General features: G+C 41.1%; 26 protein-coding genes. 15 read left to right on the top strand and 11 right to left on the bottom strand.

All coding sequences use genetic code 11. From position 1 onward, the window contains the following. Nucleotides 1-5 precede the first annotated feature (5 nt). Nucleotides 6-545 carry a GNAT family N-acetyltransferase gene (locus ACXAEY_RS13905; protein ID WP_474812623.1) on the top strand — a complete coding sequence of 180 codons (540 nt, stop codon included), beginning with the start codon at nucleotides 6-8 and terminating at the stop codon, nucleotides 543-545. A 35-nt stretch (nucleotides 546-580) separates the two neighbouring features. On the opposite strand, the gene ACXAEY_RS13900 is transcribed toward ACXAEY_RS13905, so the two are convergent. The 4 genes from ACXAEY_RS13900 to ACXAEY_RS13885 all read right to left on the bottom strand — a co-directional run bounded on the left by ACXAEY_RS13900 (nucleotide 581) and on the right by ACXAEY_RS13885 (nucleotide 2,258). Beyond that, nucleotides 581-997 (bottom strand): VOC family protein, encoded by a 417-nt coding sequence (locus tag ACXAEY_RS13900; protein ID WP_474812621.1) that lies wholly within the window; start codon nucleotides 995-997, stop codon nucleotides 581-583. A gap of 100 nt (nucleotides 998-1,097) precedes the next feature. Beyond that, on the bottom strand, nucleotides 1,098-1,487 hold the full coding sequence (locus ACXAEY_RS13895) for an SRPBCC domain-containing protein (protein WP_474812619.1): 390 nt from the start codon (nucleotides 1,485-1,487) through the stop codon (nucleotides 1,098-1,100). Then, nucleotides 1,484-1,951 carry an SRPBCC family protein gene (locus tag ACXAEY_RS13890; protein WP_474812617.1) on the bottom strand — a complete coding sequence of 156 codons (468 nt, stop codon included), beginning with the start codon at nucleotides 1,949-1,951 and terminating at the stop codon, nucleotides 1,484-1,486. Before ACXAEY_RS13890 ends, ACXAEY_RS13895 begins: the two co-directional genes overlap by 4 nt. Next, nucleotides 1,926-2,258: an ArsR/SmtB family transcription factor gene (locus ACXAEY_RS13885; protein ID WP_474812615.1), complete on the bottom strand. Its 333-nt coding sequence runs from the start codon at nucleotides 2,256-2,258 to the stop codon at nucleotides 1,926-1,928. Before ACXAEY_RS13885 ends, ACXAEY_RS13890 begins: the two co-directional genes overlap by 26 nt. A 254-nt stretch (nucleotides 2,259-2,512) precedes the next feature. Between ACXAEY_RS13885 and ACXAEY_RS13880 the strand changes: the two genes are divergently transcribed. Next, complete coding sequence (locus ACXAEY_RS13880) at nucleotides 2,513-2,947, top strand: AhpC/TSA family protein (RefSeq protein WP_474814837.1); 435 nt, start codon at nucleotides 2,513-2,515, stop codon at nucleotides 2,945-2,947. A 51-nt stretch (nucleotides 2,948-2,998) separates the two neighbouring features. Here ACXAEY_RS13880 and ACXAEY_RS13875 read toward each other — a convergent pair whose 3' ends face one another. The 5 genes from ACXAEY_RS13875 to ACXAEY_RS13855 all read right to left on the bottom strand — a co-directional run bounded on the left by ACXAEY_RS13875 (nucleotide 2,999) and on the right by ACXAEY_RS13855 (nucleotide 7,680). After that, nucleotides 2,999-3,205, bottom strand: a complete 207-nt coding sequence (locus tag ACXAEY_RS13875) for a hypothetical protein (RefSeq protein ID WP_474812614.1) — start codon at nucleotides 3,203-3,205, stop codon at nucleotides 2,999-3,001. Beyond that, nucleotides 3,202-4,305 (bottom strand): GerAB/ArcD/ProY family transporter, encoded by a 1,104-nt coding sequence (locus ACXAEY_RS13870; RefSeq protein WP_474812612.1) that lies wholly within the window; start codon nucleotides 4,303-4,305, stop codon nucleotides 3,202-3,204. The genes ACXAEY_RS13875 and ACXAEY_RS13870 overlap by 4 nt, the downstream gene beginning before the upstream one ends. Nucleotides 4,306-4,316: 11 nt before the next feature. Next, entirely contained in the window at nucleotides 4,317-5,462 is a 1,146-nt protein-coding gene (locus ACXAEY_RS13865; RefSeq protein ID WP_474812610.1) for a Ger(x)C family spore germination protein, read from the bottom strand. 4 nt (nucleotides 5,463-5,466) lie between these two features. Beyond that, the gene (locus ACXAEY_RS13860; RefSeq protein ID WP_474812608.1) at nucleotides 5,467-6,891 is read right to left on the bottom strand and encodes a spore germination protein; all 1,425 of its coding nucleotides are present in this window, start codon (nucleotides 6,889-6,891) and stop codon (nucleotides 5,467-5,469) included. 132 nt (nucleotides 6,892-7,023) lie between these two features. Further along, nucleotides 7,024-7,680: a peroxiredoxin gene (locus ACXAEY_RS13855; protein ID WP_474812606.1), complete on the bottom strand. Its 657-nt coding sequence runs from the start codon at nucleotides 7,678-7,680 to the stop codon at nucleotides 7,024-7,026. Between the two features lie 162 nt (nucleotides 7,681-7,842). On the opposite strand from ACXAEY_RS13855, the gene ACXAEY_RS13850 reads away from it, so the two are divergent. The 5 genes from ACXAEY_RS13850 (at nucleotide 7,843) to ACXAEY_RS13830 (ending at nucleotide 11,349) form a co-directional block, all read left to right on the top strand. Beyond that, a complete protein-coding gene (locus tag ACXAEY_RS13850; RefSeq protein WP_474812605.1) occupies nucleotides 7,843-8,691 on the top strand; it encodes an MBL fold metallo-hydrolase in 849 nt (282 codons plus the stop codon). Between the two features lie 82 nt (nucleotides 8,692-8,773). Then, on the top strand, nucleotides 8,774-9,028 hold the full coding sequence (locus ACXAEY_RS13845; protein WP_474812603.1) for a hypothetical protein: 255 nt from the start codon (nucleotides 8,774-8,776) through the stop codon (nucleotides 9,026-9,028). Between the two features lie 72 nt (nucleotides 9,029-9,100). Then, on the top strand, nucleotides 9,101-9,985 hold the full coding sequence (locus ACXAEY_RS13840; protein ID WP_474812601.1) for an aminoglycoside 6-adenylyltransferase: 885 nt from the start codon (nucleotides 9,101-9,103) through the stop codon (nucleotides 9,983-9,985). A 70-nt stretch (nucleotides 9,986-10,055) separates the two neighbouring features. Continuing rightward, the gene (locus tag ACXAEY_RS13835; protein WP_474812599.1) at nucleotides 10,056-10,289 is read left to right on the top strand and encodes a hypothetical protein; all 234 of its coding nucleotides are present in this window, start codon (nucleotides 10,056-10,058) and stop codon (nucleotides 10,287-10,289) included. Between the two features lie 22 nt (nucleotides 10,290-10,311). Next, entirely contained in the window at nucleotides 10,312-11,349 is a 1,038-nt protein-coding gene (locus ACXAEY_RS13830; RefSeq protein ID WP_474812597.1) for an STAS domain-containing protein, read from the top strand. Between the two features lie 37 nt (nucleotides 11,350-11,386). Here ACXAEY_RS13830 and ACXAEY_RS13825 read toward each other — a convergent pair whose 3' ends face one another. Beyond that, on the bottom strand, nucleotides 11,387-12,001 hold the full coding sequence (locus ACXAEY_RS13825) for a PH domain-containing protein (protein ID WP_270181454.1): 615 nt from the start codon (nucleotides 11,999-12,001) through the stop codon (nucleotides 11,387-11,389). 170 nt (nucleotides 12,002-12,171) lie between these two features. On the opposite strand from ACXAEY_RS13825, the gene ACXAEY_RS13820 reads away from it, so the two are divergent. The 8 genes from ACXAEY_RS13820 (at nucleotide 12,172) to ACXAEY_RS13785 (ending at nucleotide 19,060) form a co-directional block, all read left to right on the top strand. Continuing rightward, nucleotides 12,172-13,059: a diacylglycerol/lipid kinase family protein gene (locus ACXAEY_RS13820; RefSeq protein WP_474812595.1), complete on the top strand. Its 888-nt coding sequence runs from the start codon at nucleotides 12,172-12,174 to the stop codon at nucleotides 13,057-13,059. Between the two features lie 144 nt (nucleotides 13,060-13,203). Next, nucleotides 13,204-14,148: a nucleoside hydrolase gene (locus ACXAEY_RS13815; RefSeq protein ID WP_270181456.1), complete on the top strand. Its 945-nt coding sequence runs from the start codon at nucleotides 13,204-13,206 to the stop codon at nucleotides 14,146-14,148. A gap of 130 nt (nucleotides 14,149-14,278) precedes the next feature. Continuing rightward, nucleotides 14,279-14,887: a serine/threonine protein kinase gene (locus ACXAEY_RS13810; RefSeq protein WP_474812593.1), complete on the top strand. Its 609-nt coding sequence runs from the start codon at nucleotides 14,279-14,281 to the stop codon at nucleotides 14,885-14,887. A 9-nt stretch (nucleotides 14,888-14,896) separates the two neighbouring features. Then, nucleotides 14,897-15,997, top strand: coding sequence for an AI-2E family transporter (locus tag ACXAEY_RS13805; protein ID WP_474812591.1), 1,101 nt, complete (start codon nucleotides 14,897-14,899; stop codon nucleotides 15,995-15,997). A gap of 198 nt (nucleotides 15,998-16,195) precedes the next feature. Beyond that, nucleotides 16,196-17,095: a zinc-dependent metalloprotease gene (locus tag ACXAEY_RS13800; protein ID WP_474812590.1), complete on the top strand. Its 900-nt coding sequence runs from the start codon at nucleotides 16,196-16,198 to the stop codon at nucleotides 17,093-17,095. 169 nt (nucleotides 17,096-17,264) lie between these two features. After that, nucleotides 17,265-17,690: a DUF4181 domain-containing protein gene (locus tag ACXAEY_RS13795; protein WP_474814835.1), complete on the top strand. Its 426-nt coding sequence runs from the start codon at nucleotides 17,265-17,267 to the stop codon at nucleotides 17,688-17,690. Nucleotides 17,691-17,888: 198 nt separating this feature from the next. Beyond that, entirely contained in the window at nucleotides 17,889-18,431 is a 543-nt protein-coding gene (locus ACXAEY_RS13790; protein ID WP_474812588.1) for a PadR family transcriptional regulator, read from the top strand. Beyond that, on the top strand, nucleotides 18,428-19,060 hold the full coding sequence (locus ACXAEY_RS13785) for a VC0807 family protein (RefSeq protein WP_474812586.1): 633 nt from the start codon (nucleotides 18,428-18,430) through the stop codon (nucleotides 19,058-19,060). Before ACXAEY_RS13790 ends, ACXAEY_RS13785 begins: the two co-directional genes overlap by 4 nt. 83 nt (nucleotides 19,061-19,143) lie before the next feature. Here the strand turns inward: ACXAEY_RS13785 and ACXAEY_RS13780 are convergent, their stop codons facing one another. Next, entirely contained in the window at nucleotides 19,144-19,944 is an 801-nt protein-coding gene (locus ACXAEY_RS13780; protein WP_474812584.1) for a peptidoglycan-binding protein, read from the bottom strand. Nucleotides 19,945-20,065 lie beyond the last annotated feature (121 nt).

Raw genomic sequence — 20,065 nt, 5'->3', positions numbered from 1 at the left:
GGTGTATGAAGATAGCTGAACGGTTTGGCGACATCCCAACGATTGAAACAGAACGACTCATCCTAAGGAAAATAACGCTCGATGATGCAGAGGATGTGTATCATTATGCTTCGAATGAAGACGTAACTCGTCTCGTAACGTGGCATACTCACGAAGCATTGGAGGACAGTATCGAATTTATTCATACATTTTTACCTCGATATGATGCTCCGTGGGGAATCGAACTCAAACAAACTGGAAGATTGATCGGTACCGTTCACTTCGTCTGGTGGGACCCTAACGATAAAAGCGCAGAACTTGGTTATGTTCTTTCTCATGAACATTGGGGAGAGGGAATCATCACCGAAGCAGGTAGCGCGGTAATAAGGTTTGGTTTCGAGAGCATGAATCTAGTGCGTATTCAGGCTAGGTGTTTTTTAGATAATATCGGATCCGAAAAGGTTATGAAGAAATTAGGGATGTCCTATGAAGGAATAACGAGAAAAGCAATGCTTGTAAAAGGCATACACCGTGACTTAAAAGTATACGCGATCGTCCAGGACTGAATAACTAAAAGCGCCCAAGCGAGGGCGCTTTTATGTTAGAGCTTGTTCTGTTCTTTCCGTACCTCATCACGATGATATGGAGAGTCCTTCACTTCATTTACTACGCTGAACGTATTGCCGTCTAAATCATAGAAATCAAATCCCTTCATGCCACCAAATGCTTCGATTTCAGTTGTCACGACGCCATTTTCGTGTAACTTCTCATAAGCTTCTTCAATATCATCGACGAGAAAATTATAATACCCGTTCTTTGAATCAGTCGAAATTGTGAATTCAGTTGACTGTGACTCACCTACTTGAATTAAGGCGAGCTGTGTATCATCGTTTGGAAAATAAAATCCAACACCGCCATCCCAGCTGTCAATCTTCGTCACACCGAGGTTGACTTCGTACCACTTTACCGCTTTGTTGAGATCAGTTACAGGAATGAAAATACTGCCTACTTTGAACATATATTCCTCCTAAGTGATGGGATTGGCTTGTATACGAGTTACTGGGTCAAAAAGTTTCGTGAAAGTAAAAAAGAGCTTGATGATTCAAGCTCTTTACTATTTATAAACTTAAATAATTCTTTAGTGGTTTCCAATAGTTTTCTTCCCAACCGTTCTTCAAGTGTTCGCCTTGTCCTTCAGGGAATCCGGTATGATCAAAGATGAGCTCTGTTTCATTACCTACTTGCTTAAATTCGAAATTGACGATGGAGTAGACTCCTGAATCCCAATTTCCTGCACGCCACGCTTGGACGATCCGTTCGTTAGGGATAAGTTCGATCGTTCTTCCTTCAATCATTCCACCAAAGCATGAAAATGAGCCACCTGCTTCTGGAGTAATGTCTGCAGGTGCGCCACCTGTCATTTCGCTAAACTGCTTAGAATCAAGAAGCACATTGTAAAGTGCTTCTGCCTTTGCATCAAATCTGATTTCTTCATGAATGTTGTTCATTTCTTATTTTCCTCCTCTTTAGTTAGTAGTGACCATGGATCGGCTCCTAAATCGTGTCCTTCACCTAGAAGCTTCATCCGCTCCATATAGTGTGTCCATCCCTTTTTGTTCGAAGGGACTTTTTCGACTGGGATATCATAATGAGTGAGTACAAGCAGTGTACCTGTGTCCTGACCTTCTAATATAAACTCTACTGTACTAGATCCAGGCGGCATGATGTCTGAACCTTCCCACCCCCAGGTCATTACGACTTTTTTATTCTCAACGATTTCCTTATACTCTCCGATCGCGACATTACCTTCGTTGATAGCGATGCGGTATTTCCCGCCAAGCACAGGCTCTAACATTACTTGTTTTCCCATCCAACGAATCATTTTTTCTGGGTTGATGAAGAACGGGAAGAGTGTCTCGGGGCGACATTCGATAAATAATTCTTTTCTAAGGTTCTCGGTCTTTTGCTTCATGATTACTCCTTTCCTCTTCTTCAGCAGCTTCTTTAAGTCGTAGTAAGCTGTTGTCCCAGAACTGATCGATGAATGCCTTTAATTCTGCAAAACCTTCCCTTCTTATTCGATAGTAGCGTTTCGTCCCTTCCTTTCGTAAAGCAAGAAGTCCCGACTGCTCCAAGACTTTCAGGTGTTGCGAGATCGCTGGTGCTGACATGTCAAAATGTTGTGCGATGTCACTTGATGTCAGCTCATGATCTTGTAGAACATGCAATATTTCACGACGTGTTGGTGCGGATAGTGAGTGGATCGCTTTTTCTATCATGCCTATAATGTAGCATTCACTTAATTAAGTGTCAACTTAAATAATAAAAGTAGAAGGACCAATATATGGATGGAGTTAGGTGGCTTTTTCTTGATAACATGATGTGAACATCGATACAATTAGTAAGATTGGAGGGATCTAAAATGAATAATATATTCTTTGAAACACAATCTACCAATTTCATTTCATTTGATGAGATCATCGAAGAGAAAAATCCGACTGTCGTTGTCTTTGTTCGTCACCTCGGTTGACCAATCTGTCGAGAATATCTCACGCAGTTGCGTGAGCGAATTGATGAATTTCATGATAAAGGTGTTACTGTTTATGTAATCGCGCCGTCGAATGCAGTGTTCATTAGCAAATTTATAGAGGCATTTGGACCTTTTCCATACCCAATTCTAGGTGATCCGAATAAGGAAGCATATTATCAGCTAGGGCATAAAACATCACCGAAATGGAAGCTACTATCACAAGCCGCATTCGGCTTCTTATTTGGAAAGGTGAAAAACTTTATTCCAAAAGATGAGCGTCAGAAGAATGTTGTCTTAACTTCAATGAAGAAAGCAGACGTGTATATCCAAGGTGGGACTTATGTATATTCAGAAAACGGAAAGTTAATCTGGCACCATGTTGATTCGTCACCTGAAGATCATGCAAAAATTGATGCTGTTCTGAAAGTGATATTGTAAGCGTTTAATTTCAACCCCTGGCATGTTGCCTGGGGTTATTTTTATTTTTTCTCAAAGGTTTTGAAGTCCTTTTGCAAGCATCTTTACTGGATAGAGTGGATCGATGAGGTTGTCCATTGACCACGTCCACCAAATCCACCCAGTCACGAGTGACATTAAGAAAAACTTGATGAGGTTAGCTCGATCTTTCTTTGCGATAAGAAAGATTGTAGTGATGAGAAGAAAAGCAAGAAATGGCAAAAACATGAACACATTCATGACTGTGCCTCCTTCCTTACATACGAAATGATCAGCAGTAATACAGGCAAAATGATGCCAAGTACAACGGAATAGATCGGGACGAGTGTTTTAGCGTATTCGATATTTTCAACGATGTTAGTGTGGGTGCCCATTGAAAAAGCCGTTGTTATAAATAGTAGGATAAAGAGAATCGGAATCTTGTATGGAAAACGAAAGACGCATTTAATAAAGATAAACGCTGCATAAAGGAGAATGGATACTTTGATCAACACAGTTGTTATTAAAATAGAAGAAACGAATACGTCAAGGTTTTCAATCGTTTTGAATAAACTGATTTCTTGAGCAGAAGCCATGGTAGGATACGTTAGGTTTGAAATTCGCATACATCCGATCGTTCCTATTAGGAGAAAGATGACGCCGATCGTGGAAACGGTCGTGACGATACTTGCTAAGTACACACTCTTTCTTGTTCGTTTATTATTTCTTGTTAGTGGAATCAGCATGAGAATTGGAAGGAATTCAAGATAAGGGAAACTGAAAAAAGCGATCGTCATGCTTCCAATTGCTTTCATATCGAATGAGCCAGGAAGTGGAATAAGGCGTTCCGTGTCCCATTCTCCGATAACGAGGAAAAGTGAACCCCAGAAAATGATAAAGATAAACGGAGTTAAGATTTCTACCGTACGACCTAACGTCCGTATACCTTTTGAAAGAAGGTAGATAGCGACCGCAATGGTAAGAAGGTTAAACACCACTGTTGGTGTAAAGTCCATTGCAACAGTGGTGATCACATCACCGACGTTTCTTGTAGCGAGTGAAGCGATCAAAATGAAGAAGTAAATAAAGATGAGGGAGATGACGAAGCCTATTTTTTGACCAAGTAGGTTAACCGTAATTTCCGCAAGGTCTTTCCCCGGATGTCGTTTTAGAAGGTGCAGCCATAACCAAATGACGCCAAGGCTCATGATGAATGCGAGTATAGGGGGAATCCATGACCATTGGTTCGTTGTGCCGATCAACCCGCTCATTTGCACGAAATAGGTCGGTCCGATCAAATAGTTCGTCGCAAGTAAGAAGAATTGCCACGTTGTTAAATGATTGACGCTCGAATCCTTCATCTCTATTCCTCCTAGTCGTTGTATGGGTTAATGATGTTCCCAACGTCATTTATTTCTATTTTCACGTTATACGAAATGGTAGCATTCTTTAATGCTGCTCTTTTCTCTTCGTTAGTCATCGAAGGATATCTTGAGAAAAGTCCAAGTATGTCTAGTTCTTCCTCTTGAAGCTTTTCAGTCAGTTCATGAAGCTTTTCCTCAAGAGTTTTGTTGGCAACCTTTTCTATGTTGTTTATTGTTTTCATCGTTAACGACTCAGAAACTTTACTGTTAAGAAAATCTGCTTTGCATTTAACGTCGAATGTAAATGCAAAAGGGTGTTTTTTCGTGGTTTTGTGCTTCGTTTCGCAACGATTGATATCTAAGAAGTGAGCATCTTTCTCATCTTCAGTAATCGTAATCGGCATCTGATTCAATTCATTCACTAAAAGATGGTACAGTGCCATCTCCTCGTTTGATAGTGAGACTGGATCAGCTTTTTTCTGATATGCGATTCCCCCTATAAATTGAGCATGACCAGAACTCGTGTCGACTTCTTGAAGAAACTCGAGGTTTTCTGCTTCTTGATCTAAAAAGACAACTGCAGGAAACAAGAGATTTCCGTCTCTGTAGTATTTCTCTACGCTATCTCTTATCCGATACTTCATGTGCGTAGCCGTATAATGCTTCTGTGATGCTTCAAAGTTATCATAGAGCCATTGTCCTGGTATAAAATTCATCTTTGTTAGGCGGAACATCGTTTCTGTAAGCGGCTGGAGAGAGACGGCAGTTTGAATTGGCGCTCTTGTTTCACTATTTCGATCCAAAAAGTTAAAGATCTCTATGATATCTGATACTTCTAACTCATTTGATAACAGAAGAACTTTGGTTTTTGCAAAAAACATGTGTCTTGGAACTTTAAGGCTCGCTTTATCTACCGCAGCTTTTAATGACTTGTGTTTACTGACATACGTATAAACAGGGCTTGAATCAATTCTTCTATCTTGCGTTGCGAACGATGTGGGATTGACAACTTGAAAGTAAACAATGAATTCATCTGAGGTTTTATCTTTTTCAATCCCCATCATGTCCACGATCACGAGCTCTGAAATATCACCTTGATCCCAGCATCCAGTAAGGAGAAGGAGGGTAAGCAAGAGAGCAATAGTCTTTTTCATCTTCCTACTCCTTTCTTCCGATCCCTTTAGGAATTTGGTTCTTCACCCAGTTTTCAGGTAGACGAACAAACGAATCTCGTAAATCCCTCAAATTTAACGGTGCGAATGGAGTGAGATACGAGACTCCAAATGATTGAAGGGATGCTGCGTGAACTAGGACGATTAAAAACAAGAAGAACATGCCATAAAAACCTAAAAATCCACCTGCTAAAAGGAAGCCGAATCGAAGGATCCTTCCGGTTACACCGAAGTTGTAAGCAGGACTAACGAAGTTTGCGACTGCTGTAAGGGATACGACGATTACAACCGCAGCTGAAATCAATCCTGCTTGCACTGCAGCTTGGCCGAGAACGAGTGCTCCAACGATCGAGATGGCAGAACCAATCGCAACCGGCATTCGAACCCCAGCTTCACGGAGAACTTCAAAGATAAACTCCATGATGAGAACTTCAACAAGCGATGGATAAGGGAGACCCTCACGCTGTGCTGCAAAGCTGTATAAAAGATGTCCTGGGATCATTTCCTGGTGATAAGTGGTGAGAGCTACAAACAGTCCTGGAACGAGCGTACCCCATATGAAGGTTGTAAACCGTAACATTCGAAGCAACGTCGCAATGTCCCAACGTTGATAATAATCTTCAGGAGCTTGAAAGAACTCTGTGAAAAGTGATGGAACTGTTAAAACGAATGGCGTACCTTCAGTGAGGATCGCCACTCGCCCTTCGATCAGTCTAGATGCTACTTTTGCAGGAAGCTCTGTATTGGAGATGGTTGGAAATAAAGCAACCTGTTGATCAATGATTGCTTCTTCGATCATTTGAGATTCTAGAATGATATCGACATCAATATGCTTCAGACGACTGAATACTTCTTCCACGATTTCAGAAGGAGTCGTACCTTCGATATAACACACGACGACTTTTGTTTTGGTTACGTTTCCTAGTTGAAGGCTGACTAGACGTAGATTAGGATTTCGTAGTCGCATACGAAGTAATCCTAAATTCTTGTCGAGTCTTTCTGTAAATGCTTCATGAGGACCTCTAATATTGATCTCAGTTTCTGAAGGGACGATATCTCTTCCTTCAGTCGATGCAACATCACACATGACGTATGCGTCTGAATGACTCACGACCACAACCGCCATGCCTTCTAAAAGGTCATCAAATATTTCGTCCTGCTCCTTAAGTGAAGCGGGTGACGTCACGACATTCATGTAGTTTTCTAGAAAGTCTTCATCAACGGAAGAAAGCTGAATCTTCTTGACGACTTCCCTTTTTAAGGCATCTTGTTCTACAAGGCTTTTAAAGTAGATGATGGCAATAGCGATCGATTCTTTTTGGACAATATGAATGATTAAGTCATCAGGTTGTCCGAACGTCTGCTTTATGTTCTCGATCCGTTTATGAAAAGACTTTTTCTTATTGAACATCGCCATCACCTCGCTTTTTTTACGTATATAGCTTTACTGTGTGCAATCGTCGCAGGAATATGCCATAAGATGAAATTTCAGGAATGGATTGGACATACAAAACGGCCGCTCATTTGAGCAGCCGTGCACTTGTTATTCTTTCAGTTCTTTTTGACAAAGGTACCAGTCGATGCACTCGAGGTTTGGATCCATCTTCCGTTCGTTCATCGCTTTAACCGTTTTAGGTGGAGAGACGAGGACCTTATCTCCAGGTTCCCAATTTGCAGGAGTTGGGACTCCTTTATCATCCGTTGTTTTTAATGCTTTCACGAGTCTCAAAATTTCCTTCATGTTTCTTCCGGTTGTTAATGGATAATAGATGATCGATCTGACGACCTGCTTATCATCGACGACGAAAACTGCTCGACTCGTTTCAGTTTGACTCTCTCCAGGCATGATCATGCCGTATTTTGTTGCGACTTCACGGTCAAGGTCGGCGATGACTGGAAACTCGATCTCTTTGTTAAAATTCTTCTCGATGTTTCGGATCCATGCAAGGTGAGAAGATACGCTGTCAACGCTCAATCCGATAAGCTCGACCCCATAGTCTCGAAGCTCAGGATAAACCTCCTGAAAAGCGACGAACTCAGTCGTGCAAACAGGTGTAAAGTCTGCAGGGTGAGAAAAGAGAATGAACCACTTGTCATTATAGTCTTCAAGAGAAATCTTTCCATGTGTACTTGTTGCTGTAAAGGCAGGTGCTGGTGAACCAATCCTTGGCAGTTGATAAGTCGTTTCCGTTTCAGGCATAGAGCTAACATCCTCCTTTAATTGATTCTATAGCAAATCTTCCACCGACAGTGAGAACTAAACTGAGGAATCCGTTGTGTATTTTAAGTAAAACTTTACTACTATTTCTCTTTTTTTCCATAACGAACTTCTGTAGACTTATTGCAAGAGAGGAGTGGAGTTATGAAGATTGAGTTCTTAGGAACAGGCGGAGCGATGGCTGCACCGCGTCCGCTTTGTCACTGTCATGTATGTAATGAAGCGAGAGAGAAAGGGGTTCCATATAGTAGGTCTGGCCCAAGTGTTTTTGTTCATGGTCCGAACGTCTTGATTGATACACCAGAAGATAGCTACATGCAATTGAATCGCTCATCCGTTCAGAAGATCGATGGTGTTTTGTATTCTCACTGGCATCCTGACCATGTGATGGGAAGAAGGGTACTAGAGACGATGAATGCAGATTGGATCAACTACCCACCGAATGGAACGACGATGGATGTGTATTTACCTGAACAAGTAGGCATCGATTTTAAAACGAGATTAGGTTCCGGTGAGCACCTTTCCTTCTTTGAAAGTCAAAACTACATAGCAATTCATCATCTTACGGATGGTGAATCGATCACACAAAATGGGGTGACGATCACACCATTCCGTTTATCAGAGGACTATGTGTATGCCTTTTTATTTGAAGGAGATAAAAGGGTCTTGATTGCCCCAGACGAGCTATATGGCTGGAATCCACCAGACTTAGGAGAACTTGATCTCGCTGTTATTCCATCAGGCGTGTTTGAGTTCAATCCATTAACAGGTAAGAGACAAATCCTAGAAGAGCACCCTGTTCTTTCTGAAGAAGCAACCTTCGAACAAACGTTAGACATCATTTCGAAGTTGAATGTGAACCGTGTTCTGATTACACATATAGAAGAACCAGACGGGTTAGGATACGACGACTTATTAAAAGTTGAAGAAAAGCTTAAGCTAAAAGGAAAGAACATGTCATTTGCTTACGATACGCTGCAAGTTGACGTTTAAGCGGAGTCAGCCAATGATTTAATCTGTTTATTTAAAAATTCAATAGGGTATCATTTTACCAACAGAGAAGTGAGGTGAGTTCATGGAGCTATCATTGAGTTTATTGATTAATATCGTAATCGCTATTTATTTATATGTTGATGCGAAGAAACGAGACAAAAGTGCTATTATCTGGGCGATACTTGGGTTCTTCATCGGTCCGCTCGTACTAGGGATCTACTTCATCCAAACAGGTAGAAAGTTTATCGGTTGGATCATCGTTATCTTTGCGATCTTCTGGGTAATCCTCATCATCATTCTTGGCGTGCTAGGAGCGATTGCAGGAGTGCTGTTTTAAATTCCGAAGCAAGAGCTTCGGAATTTATACATAAGTGTTCGCAAAAGAATAGGGGGAGCGGGTGAAGCAGAAGTGAAGGATCAAAAAAGAATGTTGATGGACTTGATGGAATGGGGAACCGCAGATGAACATGTTCGAGCGTTATTGATGACGAGCTCTCGTGCAAATCCTCATGCATTTCGTGATGTGTTTACAGACTATGATATCGAAGTATTTACAGACAGCTTGGACCGATTCCTTGAAGACGACACATGGCTGAATCGGTTTGGTGATCGTTTGACGACTGTCCCGCTAGTCCCAAGGGAAAGTGATGGGTGGGTGACGAGGCTCGTCATGTATATGGATGGTACTCGGATCGATTTCCAAATCTCAAGTACAGCGACGTTGAAAGAAATCGCACAGTTACAAGAACTGCCACCTCACTATGACCTGGGTTATAAGGTTTTATTAGATAAAGATCAGATCGTTGAGGATATGGTGACGCCTAGTAACAAAGCATTTCAGGTGAAAAAGCCAACACAAGACGAATTTCAAGAACTCGTCAATAGTTATTGGTGGGATACGACGTATGTGGCCAAAAGCTTGTGGCGTGATGAACTCTTTTTTGCAAAATACATGCTCGACAATGTGATGCGGTTTAACTACTTACAAAGAATCCTTGAATGGTCATTAGGGGTCCAGTTTAACTGGGAAGTTAACCCTAATAAATGCGGGCGCTGGTTTAAGCGCTATCTTGATTCTGAAACGTGGGAAAAGCTTGAGGAAACGTATGCAGGGGCAGATATTGAGGATAATTGGAACGCGCTTTTCAATATGAATGACCTTTTCATGGATCTTTGTAGACACGTTGGTAATGAGCTAGGTTTTGAATGCCCACATGAAGTAGAGAAGAATATCACTCATTACTTACAAAAAGTACACAGCCTAGATGCAGACGCAAAGGAAATTGAAATTTAACAATTAATGGTTTTGGAACCCCCGATATGTGGAAACGTAGTGTTAATAAGCTACATCTTAGGGGGAAGTTATGGGTGAGAATGAAGCGGTGATGGAGTGGATCAGGACAGAATTAAATTGCGATTCTCTACAAATTAACGAGTATCCATTGTATAATTGTGGTAAGCGTATGAAAGATCAGAGTGGAGACTATCTAATTGTCTACTTTCATCCTGAGCAAGAAGAAGTTGTTTATACATTTAAAGATAATGAAGATGTTTATTTCTCTGGATATGCATATCAATGGGGTCAGGCGCGTGCCTGACCCCATTTTAGGAGGTTTACCGATGGGGAATGATTTAAGCACGAATCACCACTATCTAGATGTGAACGGCTCGAAGTTCGAGTGGGATACAGACGAAGGAAGTTTTACGTATGAAGGAGATGGGGCATTAATCTTCTGGATTAATACCGCGTTTAAAGTTTTTCTGGATTCCATTGAAGAAATAGCAGGGGAAGACGAGGCGGCACTCGTGTTAGAAACGGCAGGCTATCGAACCGGAGAAATCGTAAGCGATTTTTATCATGAATCGATTGGAGAGCTCGACCTCATTGTAAATAGTTTACCTAAAACGTACAACACAGCTGGTTGGGGCATTACGACGATACTTGACATTGACCAAGCAAGAAACAAAGCTATTGTTCGTGTGAAGAACAGCTGGGAATACAAGGTTAATAGAGAACAAGGGAAACATGAGGAAGGAACGTTTATTCCAGGACATTGGGCAGGAGTTTTCAGCGGCTTGTTCAAAGAGAAAGTTTGGTATAACGTTAGGAAAAGCCAAATTAAAGGCGACAGCTATTCAGAGTATGAATTCGCGCCATCATCCATAACGCCTAAAGAACACATTACGGATATGATTCAGGAGAAGAAGCGGCTTGAACTTGTGGACCTAGAGAAAAAAGTATCAGAGCGTACCAATGAGCTGCAGCAGATGATCAAGGAGATATCGGCACCGATCATTCCGGTATTGGATCATATTCTCGTCATTCCACTCATAGGGAAATACGATGAAACTCGAATCGATGAGTTGATGACAAAAACACTTAAACAGCTTCCAGACTACAAAGCGAATACGTTGATTCTCGATTTAACTGGAATCAATGATGTCGATAACGTGACCATCGACTTACTGCATAGCATGGTAAAAGCGTCAGAATTATTAGGCGTAACATGCTTGTTGGTTGGGATTTCCCCTAAGCTTAGTATACAAGTTGTTCAATCAAGGGCAGAACTTGAAGGACTTACGTGTTTTTCAACGTTACGTCATGGCATTCATTTTGCACTAGCGAGAGAAGGATTGACGTTAGAAAGTCAAAGATAAAATAAAGGGTCAGGCGTTTTGCCTGACCCATTGTTCATTAATTGTTGATGTAGCGTTCGAACACATCTCCAAAGTCTTTGATCGTGTATTGTTTCTTTGATTGTTCGAGCCAGTTGAATGCAATCTCGTTGATCTGCTTGAACTCTTCATGAAGGTTTGTGTTGCTGTGGCGCATACTCGTCAAAGTAGAGGAAGCTAAATCTAGACTTTTTCTTGAGAATTCGTGATACGTTTCGTTTTCTCTAGATAGTTCAGCGATTCGGATGAGAGACTTATAGAGATCTTTCAGCTCCTCAATAAACTTCTTATGTACATCGATCGAAAACACTTCATTCCCTAGCTGAAACTTGATTTCAACGTCAAGATCGACTGTACCAGCTGTTTCAAGAGCTACGTTCTTGAACGTGTTGTGGCTGTATTCATAGCGTCTTAACGTACGCTTGCTGCTCGTTGCGCTCTTACCATCGACATGAATTAAAGCGAGATTTGTGAAGCAATATTCATCAGCTTTCGATTTAATCAAGAAATAAATCTTTTCTCCATCTTCGTGAAGTACGTAATCATCTGCATCTACCTTGTCGTAATCAGCGGGTTTGATGACACTTCCTACATCACTTAGTCCTAATACGTCTGAGGCAACCTTTTTAAACAATGAGATCATCCTTTCAATTATGAGGTACATTACGTATACGGATGAAGGAAAGAGAAAGTTTCATATAAGATGATCGATACTCCTTGATCACGTTGTTTCATCAATTTCCATAATGGGAAAAGAACCATAGCTTTCTACCTATCAATTAGTAAGAGAAATGGGGATGTTGTATGAAAAAAGCGATGTTGATCGTGAATCCTTCTTCCGGTAAAGAGAAGGCAGTGGAATTTGAAGAAGAAGTTGTAGCGATATTGAAAGAGAATCACGATGAGGTGACCGTACGCTTTACTGAGAAAGAAGGAGACGCCACAAGGTTTGCGGTGGAAGCGTGTGAAGGACCATACCAAACGCTCATTTCCCTAGGTGGAGACGGGACGATCAATGAAAGTATCAATGGCCTTGCTGAAAGAGAAGACAGACCTGACTTTGGATTTATCCCACTTGGAACGGTCAATGATTTTGCGAGAGCACTCGGCATACCGATGCAGCCGGAAAAAGCTCTCGACATCTTAAGAGATCGTCATACGAAATCGGTCGATATCGGAAAGATCAACGATCAATATTTCATGAACGTTCTTGCTGTCGGAGCCATTGCTGAAGCGGTGTATGATGTAACACCTGAAGAAAAGTCACGTTTTGGTCCACTCGCTTATTTCATCGAAGGAGGAAAAGCGCTCAGAGACAAAACGCCTTTTGATCTCAAGGTTACATACGATGACAAAGAGTGGCGCGGTGAAGGGTATCTGATGCTTGTAGCGTTAACAAATTCAGTTGGTGGCATCGAGTCGTTCGCATCACATGCTGAAGTGAACGATGGGTATTTTCATGTGTTCATTCTTAAGAAACTTTCGATTCCGCATGTGATCAAATTGATTCCAGACCTCTTCAATGGCAAGCTGCAGAGTAACGAGCAGATCGAGTATTTCCCAGCTTCAAACCTTGAAGTAAAATCCTCGGTGGACCTCGTCGTAAACATCGATGGAGATGAAGGCTTTCCCCTTCCGTTCAGCGCGAAAGCCTTGCACAATGAGCTAACGATTTTTGTGAAAGAGCAGTAGGTGAGAACTGCTCTTTTTCTTGTATGAATGTAATGACTAAGCAGGTTTTACAAGACTCCGGTTCTACGATTCTTTTCGAATACGTCTATATGCCACGCTCATTGAATAAATTCCCTTAAGGATGAAATTGGATGAGGTGGATCTATGGGACAGAAGGTACTGTTTTTTGGAGACGTAGGGATCGATGATACGATTGCACTTCTATATGCTTACTTATCGAATGAAATCGATGTGATTGGGATCGTTGCCTGTTATGGAAATGTTCCGAAACAACAAACTGCGAATAACGTTCGTTACCTTTTAAAGGAAGTGGGGCGTACGGACATTCCCGTGATGGGTGGTGCCGAAAAACCTATGACCGGTGAAGTTCCTGTTTTCTATCCCGACGTTCATGGACCAGAAGGACTCGGGCCCATCACACCACCAACGAATCATTCTCCACCGCTGGAAAACTTTTTTCAGGTGATTCCGTTAATTGAAAAGTATGATGATCTCGTAATCGTGAACGTGGGGAGAATGACGTCACTTGCGACGCTGTTTTTGTTGTATCCTGAGAAGATGGAGAGAATCAATGCTTTTTACGTAATGGGTGGTGCGTTTAATGTACCTGGTAATGTGACACCGAGTGCAGAGGCCAATTTCCATGCAGATCCGGTCGCAGCGAACATCGTGATGCGATACGCTCAAAATGTGAATCTTTTTCCGTTAAACGTGACACAAAGCGCGATCATTACGCCTGGGATGGTCGATTATATCGATTCGAAAGGTAAGTCTGATTTGATCAAACCACTTCTTGATTACTACTACTTTGAATTTTATCAGAAAAAGGTACCTGGTTTAGGCGGATCACCTGTTCATGATGCGGCAACGATTATGGCGGTCGTCCATCCCGAATTGTTTACGTTTTTTGAGACGCCAGTTGCGGTTGAAATCGATGGTGTGGCACGAGGGCTCAGTATCGGTGATTTCAGGCAAAGTTTTGAGCAGGAAGAATTTGATGGTAGGCCGGTACAAAACGTTGCGATAAAACTGGACTATTTCAACTTTTATCGATATTTCATGGAGATTATGACAGGAGACTCATTCTAGCTATGAAACTTTTAGTATAGAAAAATCGTAAGAAATGTATATGGTACTGCTCGTGAACCGTTACCATAGTGGTAGTGGTTCTTTCGTATATAATAGAGATAACGGCAGGATCAGGAGAGGAAGAGACCCTATGACAACAGCAGTCGATCTCGTTAACAGCATTCGTTTTGAAGGGGCATCCATCGCTGCGTATCCAGACGGACTCCATCCGATAGGGAAAGGGAGGAGTGCAGCGGTATTTAAACTTTCTGGTGAAGAGAAGGTAGTGAAAGTCTTTTATCCTGAATTTCATAACCTAGCAGTTCAAGAAGCAGAAATTTATAAAGAACTTGATAATGACGTCTACTATCCGAAGCTCTACGAAGTTGGGGAGGGCTATCTCATTCTGGAATATTTGGATGGCATCACGTTTTATGATTGCTTGATCGAAGGGGTCGAAATCACTAGGGAAATGGTAGAGGTCGTTGATGAAGCCCTCAATTACGCTAGAACGAAAGGGTTGAATCCAAATGATACACATCTTCAAAACGTTATGTTGCTTAAAAATGGAGAAGTGCGTGTGATCGACGTTGTTCGTTTTCGCCAGACGAAAGAATGCAGCCATTGGGATGATCTGAAGACAGCGTACGATACGATTTACTGCAATTCTTATTTTCCGAAGAAAGTGCCAGCATGGATTGTAGAAACGGTCATCAGATTATATCGAAAAGGGATCATCAAATTTAACAAAGGAAAGTGAGGGATGGTTATGATCGAACGGTCGCGTTTGTTTCGTTTCCTCATATGGCTTCTATTGATTTTTACAGTGATATGGGTCGGAAGTAAGATCGAATTCCTATTTCGGCCGATCGGGATTTTAATTACGACACTCGCATTCCCTATCATTGCTGCTGGAGTGTTCTACTATTTATTGCGCCCAATCATCGCTTTACTAGAAAAGGGGAAGGTTCCGAGACCGCTTGGAATATTGATCGTATATCTCGCTCTTGCTGGTGGGATTACAGGTCTCGTGCTGAGCATCGGACCCATACTGACAGAGCAGTTTAATAGTCTTGCTCAAGGTGCGCCTGCACTTGTATCTGATCTGCAAGACGCACTAACAGAGTGGGAAAGCAATCCTTACATAGCGAATCTTTTACAAAGTGAGATGGTGTCGGTCGATGGATTGACAGAACGGATATCAGGATCGATCGGAGAGATCAGTTCATCGTTCGGTAACTACTTACTATCGTTCTTAACCATCGTGACGGATGTTGTAATAGGAATTGTCCTTCTACCTTTTATCCTCTATTACATGTTGAAGGATGGAAAAAAGCTTATGCCTTCTTTGTTACGCGTTGTGCCTCGTGCTCACCGTAAGGAAGGTGCGAAAATTCTTGAGGATATGGATGATGCACTCAGTGGGTTCATTCAAGGACAGCTGATCGTAAGCCTATTTATAGGAACGTTCGTCTATATCTGGTATGTGATCATCGGCCTCGACTATGCGCTGATCCTAGCATTCATAGCGCTATTCTTAAACGTTGTACCGTTTATTGGTCCGATCATCGGGACAGCCCCAGGTGTGATCGTCGGGTTTATTCAATCTCCATTAACTGCGCTTTACGTCGTCTTAGGTGTCATCGTGATACAACAAATTGAGAGTAATTTGATCTCACCTCAGGTGATGGGGAGAAGACTCGATATTCATCCTCTGACGATCATTTTATTATTACTCGTTGCTAGTAGTCTAGCTGGGTTTCTCGGACTCATTCTAGCCATTCCGACCTATGCCGTTCTAAAAGTGATCGCTACCCATACCTATAGACTCATAAAGCTCCAGCAGCGCGGCAAACATAGCGGTAGTTAAACAAAAACTCTCCGATATAGGAGAGTTTTTTCTATTAAATTTTAGCCTATTGTTATGATTTTATTAAAAAAAACAGTTCTTTGTTCTTAGACATAAACATACAAGATTCGACCAATAGCCCCCTGAAATCGTGTGTTTAGTTGTGCTAGATTAATAGTTGTTCGAATCTAAAATAAAAAAACTTGGGGGAAACATCACATGAAACGTAAAGGGTTTGTTGCACTATCTCTAGCACTTACGCTAGCGATCGCGCCAGGGTTTTCAACACATGATGCGCATGAAGGGGAAACTACGATCGATTCTGCAGGAAATAAAGTCATGATCGAATCACTTCCAAAAGCGAAGAACAAAGGGAAAAAAGAATTCACTGAAGCTGCTGAAGTAGAGAATGATTCCGTTGCAGAGATCGTGAACGAGCAAGGCGAGAAAATCGGAGAAAAGAAAATCAAAAAGAACGTGAAACAAAAGAAAGAAGATAAAAATGTTGCTAAGAACAAGAAAGAAGGAGAGCTTATCTGCTTGTTCTGTGGCGGCGGAGGTGGATCTGACGACGATGGCGATACGGGTTCAGGAGATAACGGAACGCGCGTCGTAACGGTCATCGTTGCAGCTGACGAAGAATACCGTGCAGCACACAGTGACTGGCAAACGTATACTCAAAACATTATTGAAAACGCAGATAACGGATTTACTCGTGACCACGATATTGATTTTCAAGTGAAGACATTCGCACAATGGAACTCAGAAGGTGCGAACGCTTCTGAAATTCTTCAAGACCTTGACCGCGACTGGAATGGAAATGGCGAAGATTTCTTAGTAGGATTCACGCGCGATGCGAACTTCAACTCTGGTGGAATCGCATATGTGTACTCCAACGACCCATACCAGAGCGCAGTTTCAGTAAACCTTGACCAAGGTGCAGAAAACACATGGCATGCAGCTCAGCATGAATTCTCTCATAACTATGGCCTAGGTCATGACCCGCAAGGAAGCGGCATTAAGTGCATCATGAACTACGATTATGCTTATAGCGTCGACTACTGGGATCAAGAACATGACGACCAAATTGAAACAAATAAGAACTGGTATGGAAAATAAGATAGTTTAGCGAAAACGCCCGGTGGAAACCGGGCGTTGTTTGTATGGAATACTGAATGATCGTTATGAAAGAGAAATTCTATGATAAGCTTGTCTTATCAGGATTTTCCAGAAAAGAAGAGAAGATAAGCTGGTTTGCGGGGGAAAGGATTGGTTTTAATTGTATGGCGTGGAACCATATTTTTGGCTGAAGTTACTGATTGTGCTGATAATCTTAGTTTTCTTAATCACATCTTTCAATGCGATTATGAGAAGGTTGCTAAAGGTTGAAAAGAAGAAGCTTTACTCCAATACCATTGTGAATGGCACGCATAAGAAAGTGGATCGGGTTATGAGAGGGGTAGCAATCGTCCTTATCCTTTTTGGGACCTTCTATAATATTACAAGAGCTAGAGAAGAGTGGGTATGGTTTCTCGAACCTTGGTTTTTATTAATGTTATTAATAATTATTTCTGAATCGTTTACAGCTTACATGGAATGGAAGTATGCAGCGAATCGAAAAGATTACCTGTTTACGATAAGTCAACTAATCTTTTTAATCTTCGTGATGGTGTCAGCGTTTTATAGTGATTTCTTTTGGATAATGGGACCGTAAAAAGCGCACCTACATAACAAAATATTTAGCGATTATTAAATTGAATAATCGCTTTTTTATATGGTTGCCCAGGGATAGAAACTACTTGATAGATGTAAAGACCGTATTTAATTGTAAGAAAATTCATGAAAATACTTGAAAATCAAGATTATATTTAATATTATATACTTAAATTTAAGTATATAATTGAGGGATAACATGTATAGGTTAATCATTCTAGGATTAATACACAAAAAACCGATGCACGGATATGAAATTCAACAAATTTTACATGATAGTCAAGTAGATCTATGGACAACGATTCAAACAAATTCAATCTACCATGCGTTAAGGCAAATGGAGAAAGAAGGGTTAATTGAAGAGTTGCGTAAAGAAACGGCTGGAAAAAGAGTAAGAGTCGTTTATACGATAACTGAAGAAGGTGAACGTGGATTTAATACGTTATTAGAGGCGTCAATAAAGCAACCAACCAAGAACGTACCTTCAGAATTATATGCTAGTTTATCTTTCATAAAAGACCTTGCTCCAAAAGATGCTAAAGAATATATTTCGGAACATATCGAAGAGTTACACACTGTTATTTCAAAATGGGAAGATGGGTTAGGTGTAGATAAGGGCTTTGATGATGAATTTGAATCGTCAATGTACCATCTAATTCTTCAAAATGGTATTGAGCATATGAAAGTGAATATGAACCTACTGAAAGAAGTTAACAAACTAATAACGGGGAGGAACGAATGAAGAACCTTGTTTTGTTGGATGTTCTTTTTTACTTTATCTTTCCGGTAGCAATTTGGAACCTTGTTAAAGAGCCTATAGGGATCTACCATGCAATGTTACTATCTGCTGTACCAGGTTTCTTGTATACAGTATATCGAACAATCAAAACAAAACGGATTAATTTTTTTGGAGTGTTCATTCTGTCGACCCTAACCATAAGTACATTGGTTGATCTATTGTCAGGAACAGGGATAAAGCTCCTTTGGAATAATGTTTATTATCAAATAGCATTAGCAATATTTTTTATTAGTTCTATTTTGATAAAGAAACCGATCGTGTTATTTTTTTCGTTAGATTTTGCAGAATTACAAGGATTTAATAGGACTAATACTAAATTGAGGTTTTACCAAAGAGACATTTTCAGGATCTTTCAATTCATTACATTAGGTTTTGGGCTTAGAAGCGGAATATTAGCGGGTACAAAAGCTTGGTTGATTTTAAATTATGGTGTAGAAGCATTTGATGAAGGTGTTGTTTTAGAAAATTTGATCAGCTGGGGAATGTACGGTCTATGTTTCTATGGGTTTTATGTGATCAATCAAAGAATTCAATTGAAACAGCCTAATGCTAATGAACATTACAATCATTAGAAAAATTTAGTGGATATACAGCTTCTAATAGCACATATAAAAAACCGTACCGCCTCTACTTCCAGAAGCGGTACGGTTTATGGTTACTTGATTACTTTTATCTTTACGTCTTTACGACCCCAAGCCATTGCATCGTCTTGATCTTCAATAAAGACATCGATTTTCTTTCCGTTGATCGCGCCGCCTGTGTCAGCAGCAATCGCACGGCCGTAGCCCTCTACTTCAACGATCGATCCCATTGGAATCACTTCAGGGTCAACGGCGATCAGGTTTGCTTCAGGGTATTTCTTTAAGTTCACACCCATACGCGTTACGCCTGAGCAGCCGTCACAATGAGCTGTATAAGCTGTGCTTTCTACGGTAAGTTCTTTTCCAGCAGCTGTACTTTTTGAAGCAGCTTGATCAAGAGCTGAGCGGGTGCTTGGTCCAGCGATTCCATCGACTGTAAGCCCTTTTGCTTTTTGGAAGCTCTTCACAGAAGATTTCGTTCCACTTCCATAAACTCCGTCAAGGCCTGACGTGTGATAGCCTGTTTTTTCAAGCTGACTCTGGATATGTATGACTTGCTTTCCGATATCACCATAGCGAAGCACTTTGATTTTACTGTTCGTGTTCGGTCCAGCGATGCCATCTACTTTCAGATTACGAGATTCTTGAAATTCTTTCACTGCATTCTTAGTGATCTCTCCATAGTACCCTGTTGCCGTATGATACGGAAACACACCTTTTGTTAGGAGATAGTTTTGGAGTTCCACAACATCAGAACCTCTGTCTCCTTTGTTTAATGTTCGATCCCCAAGCTCGGCCGATGCAAGCGCAGGCGTTGCCATCATTACGAATGCAGCAACTACGAACATCATGATTATTTTTGATTTACGAAACATCATGTTTCCTCACTTTCTGCAATTGTATTCACAGAAAGGTATTCGGCAATGTTCGCTATGTAACGACAATCGAGGAGGAAAACACTACCTTTTAACCAGAGAACGACCAGAAAATGGTTTT

It is taken from the genome of Anaerobacillus sp. ABA4_114 (assembly GCF_056159065.1).
This window is presented reverse-complemented; position numbering and strand designations above follow the sequence as displayed.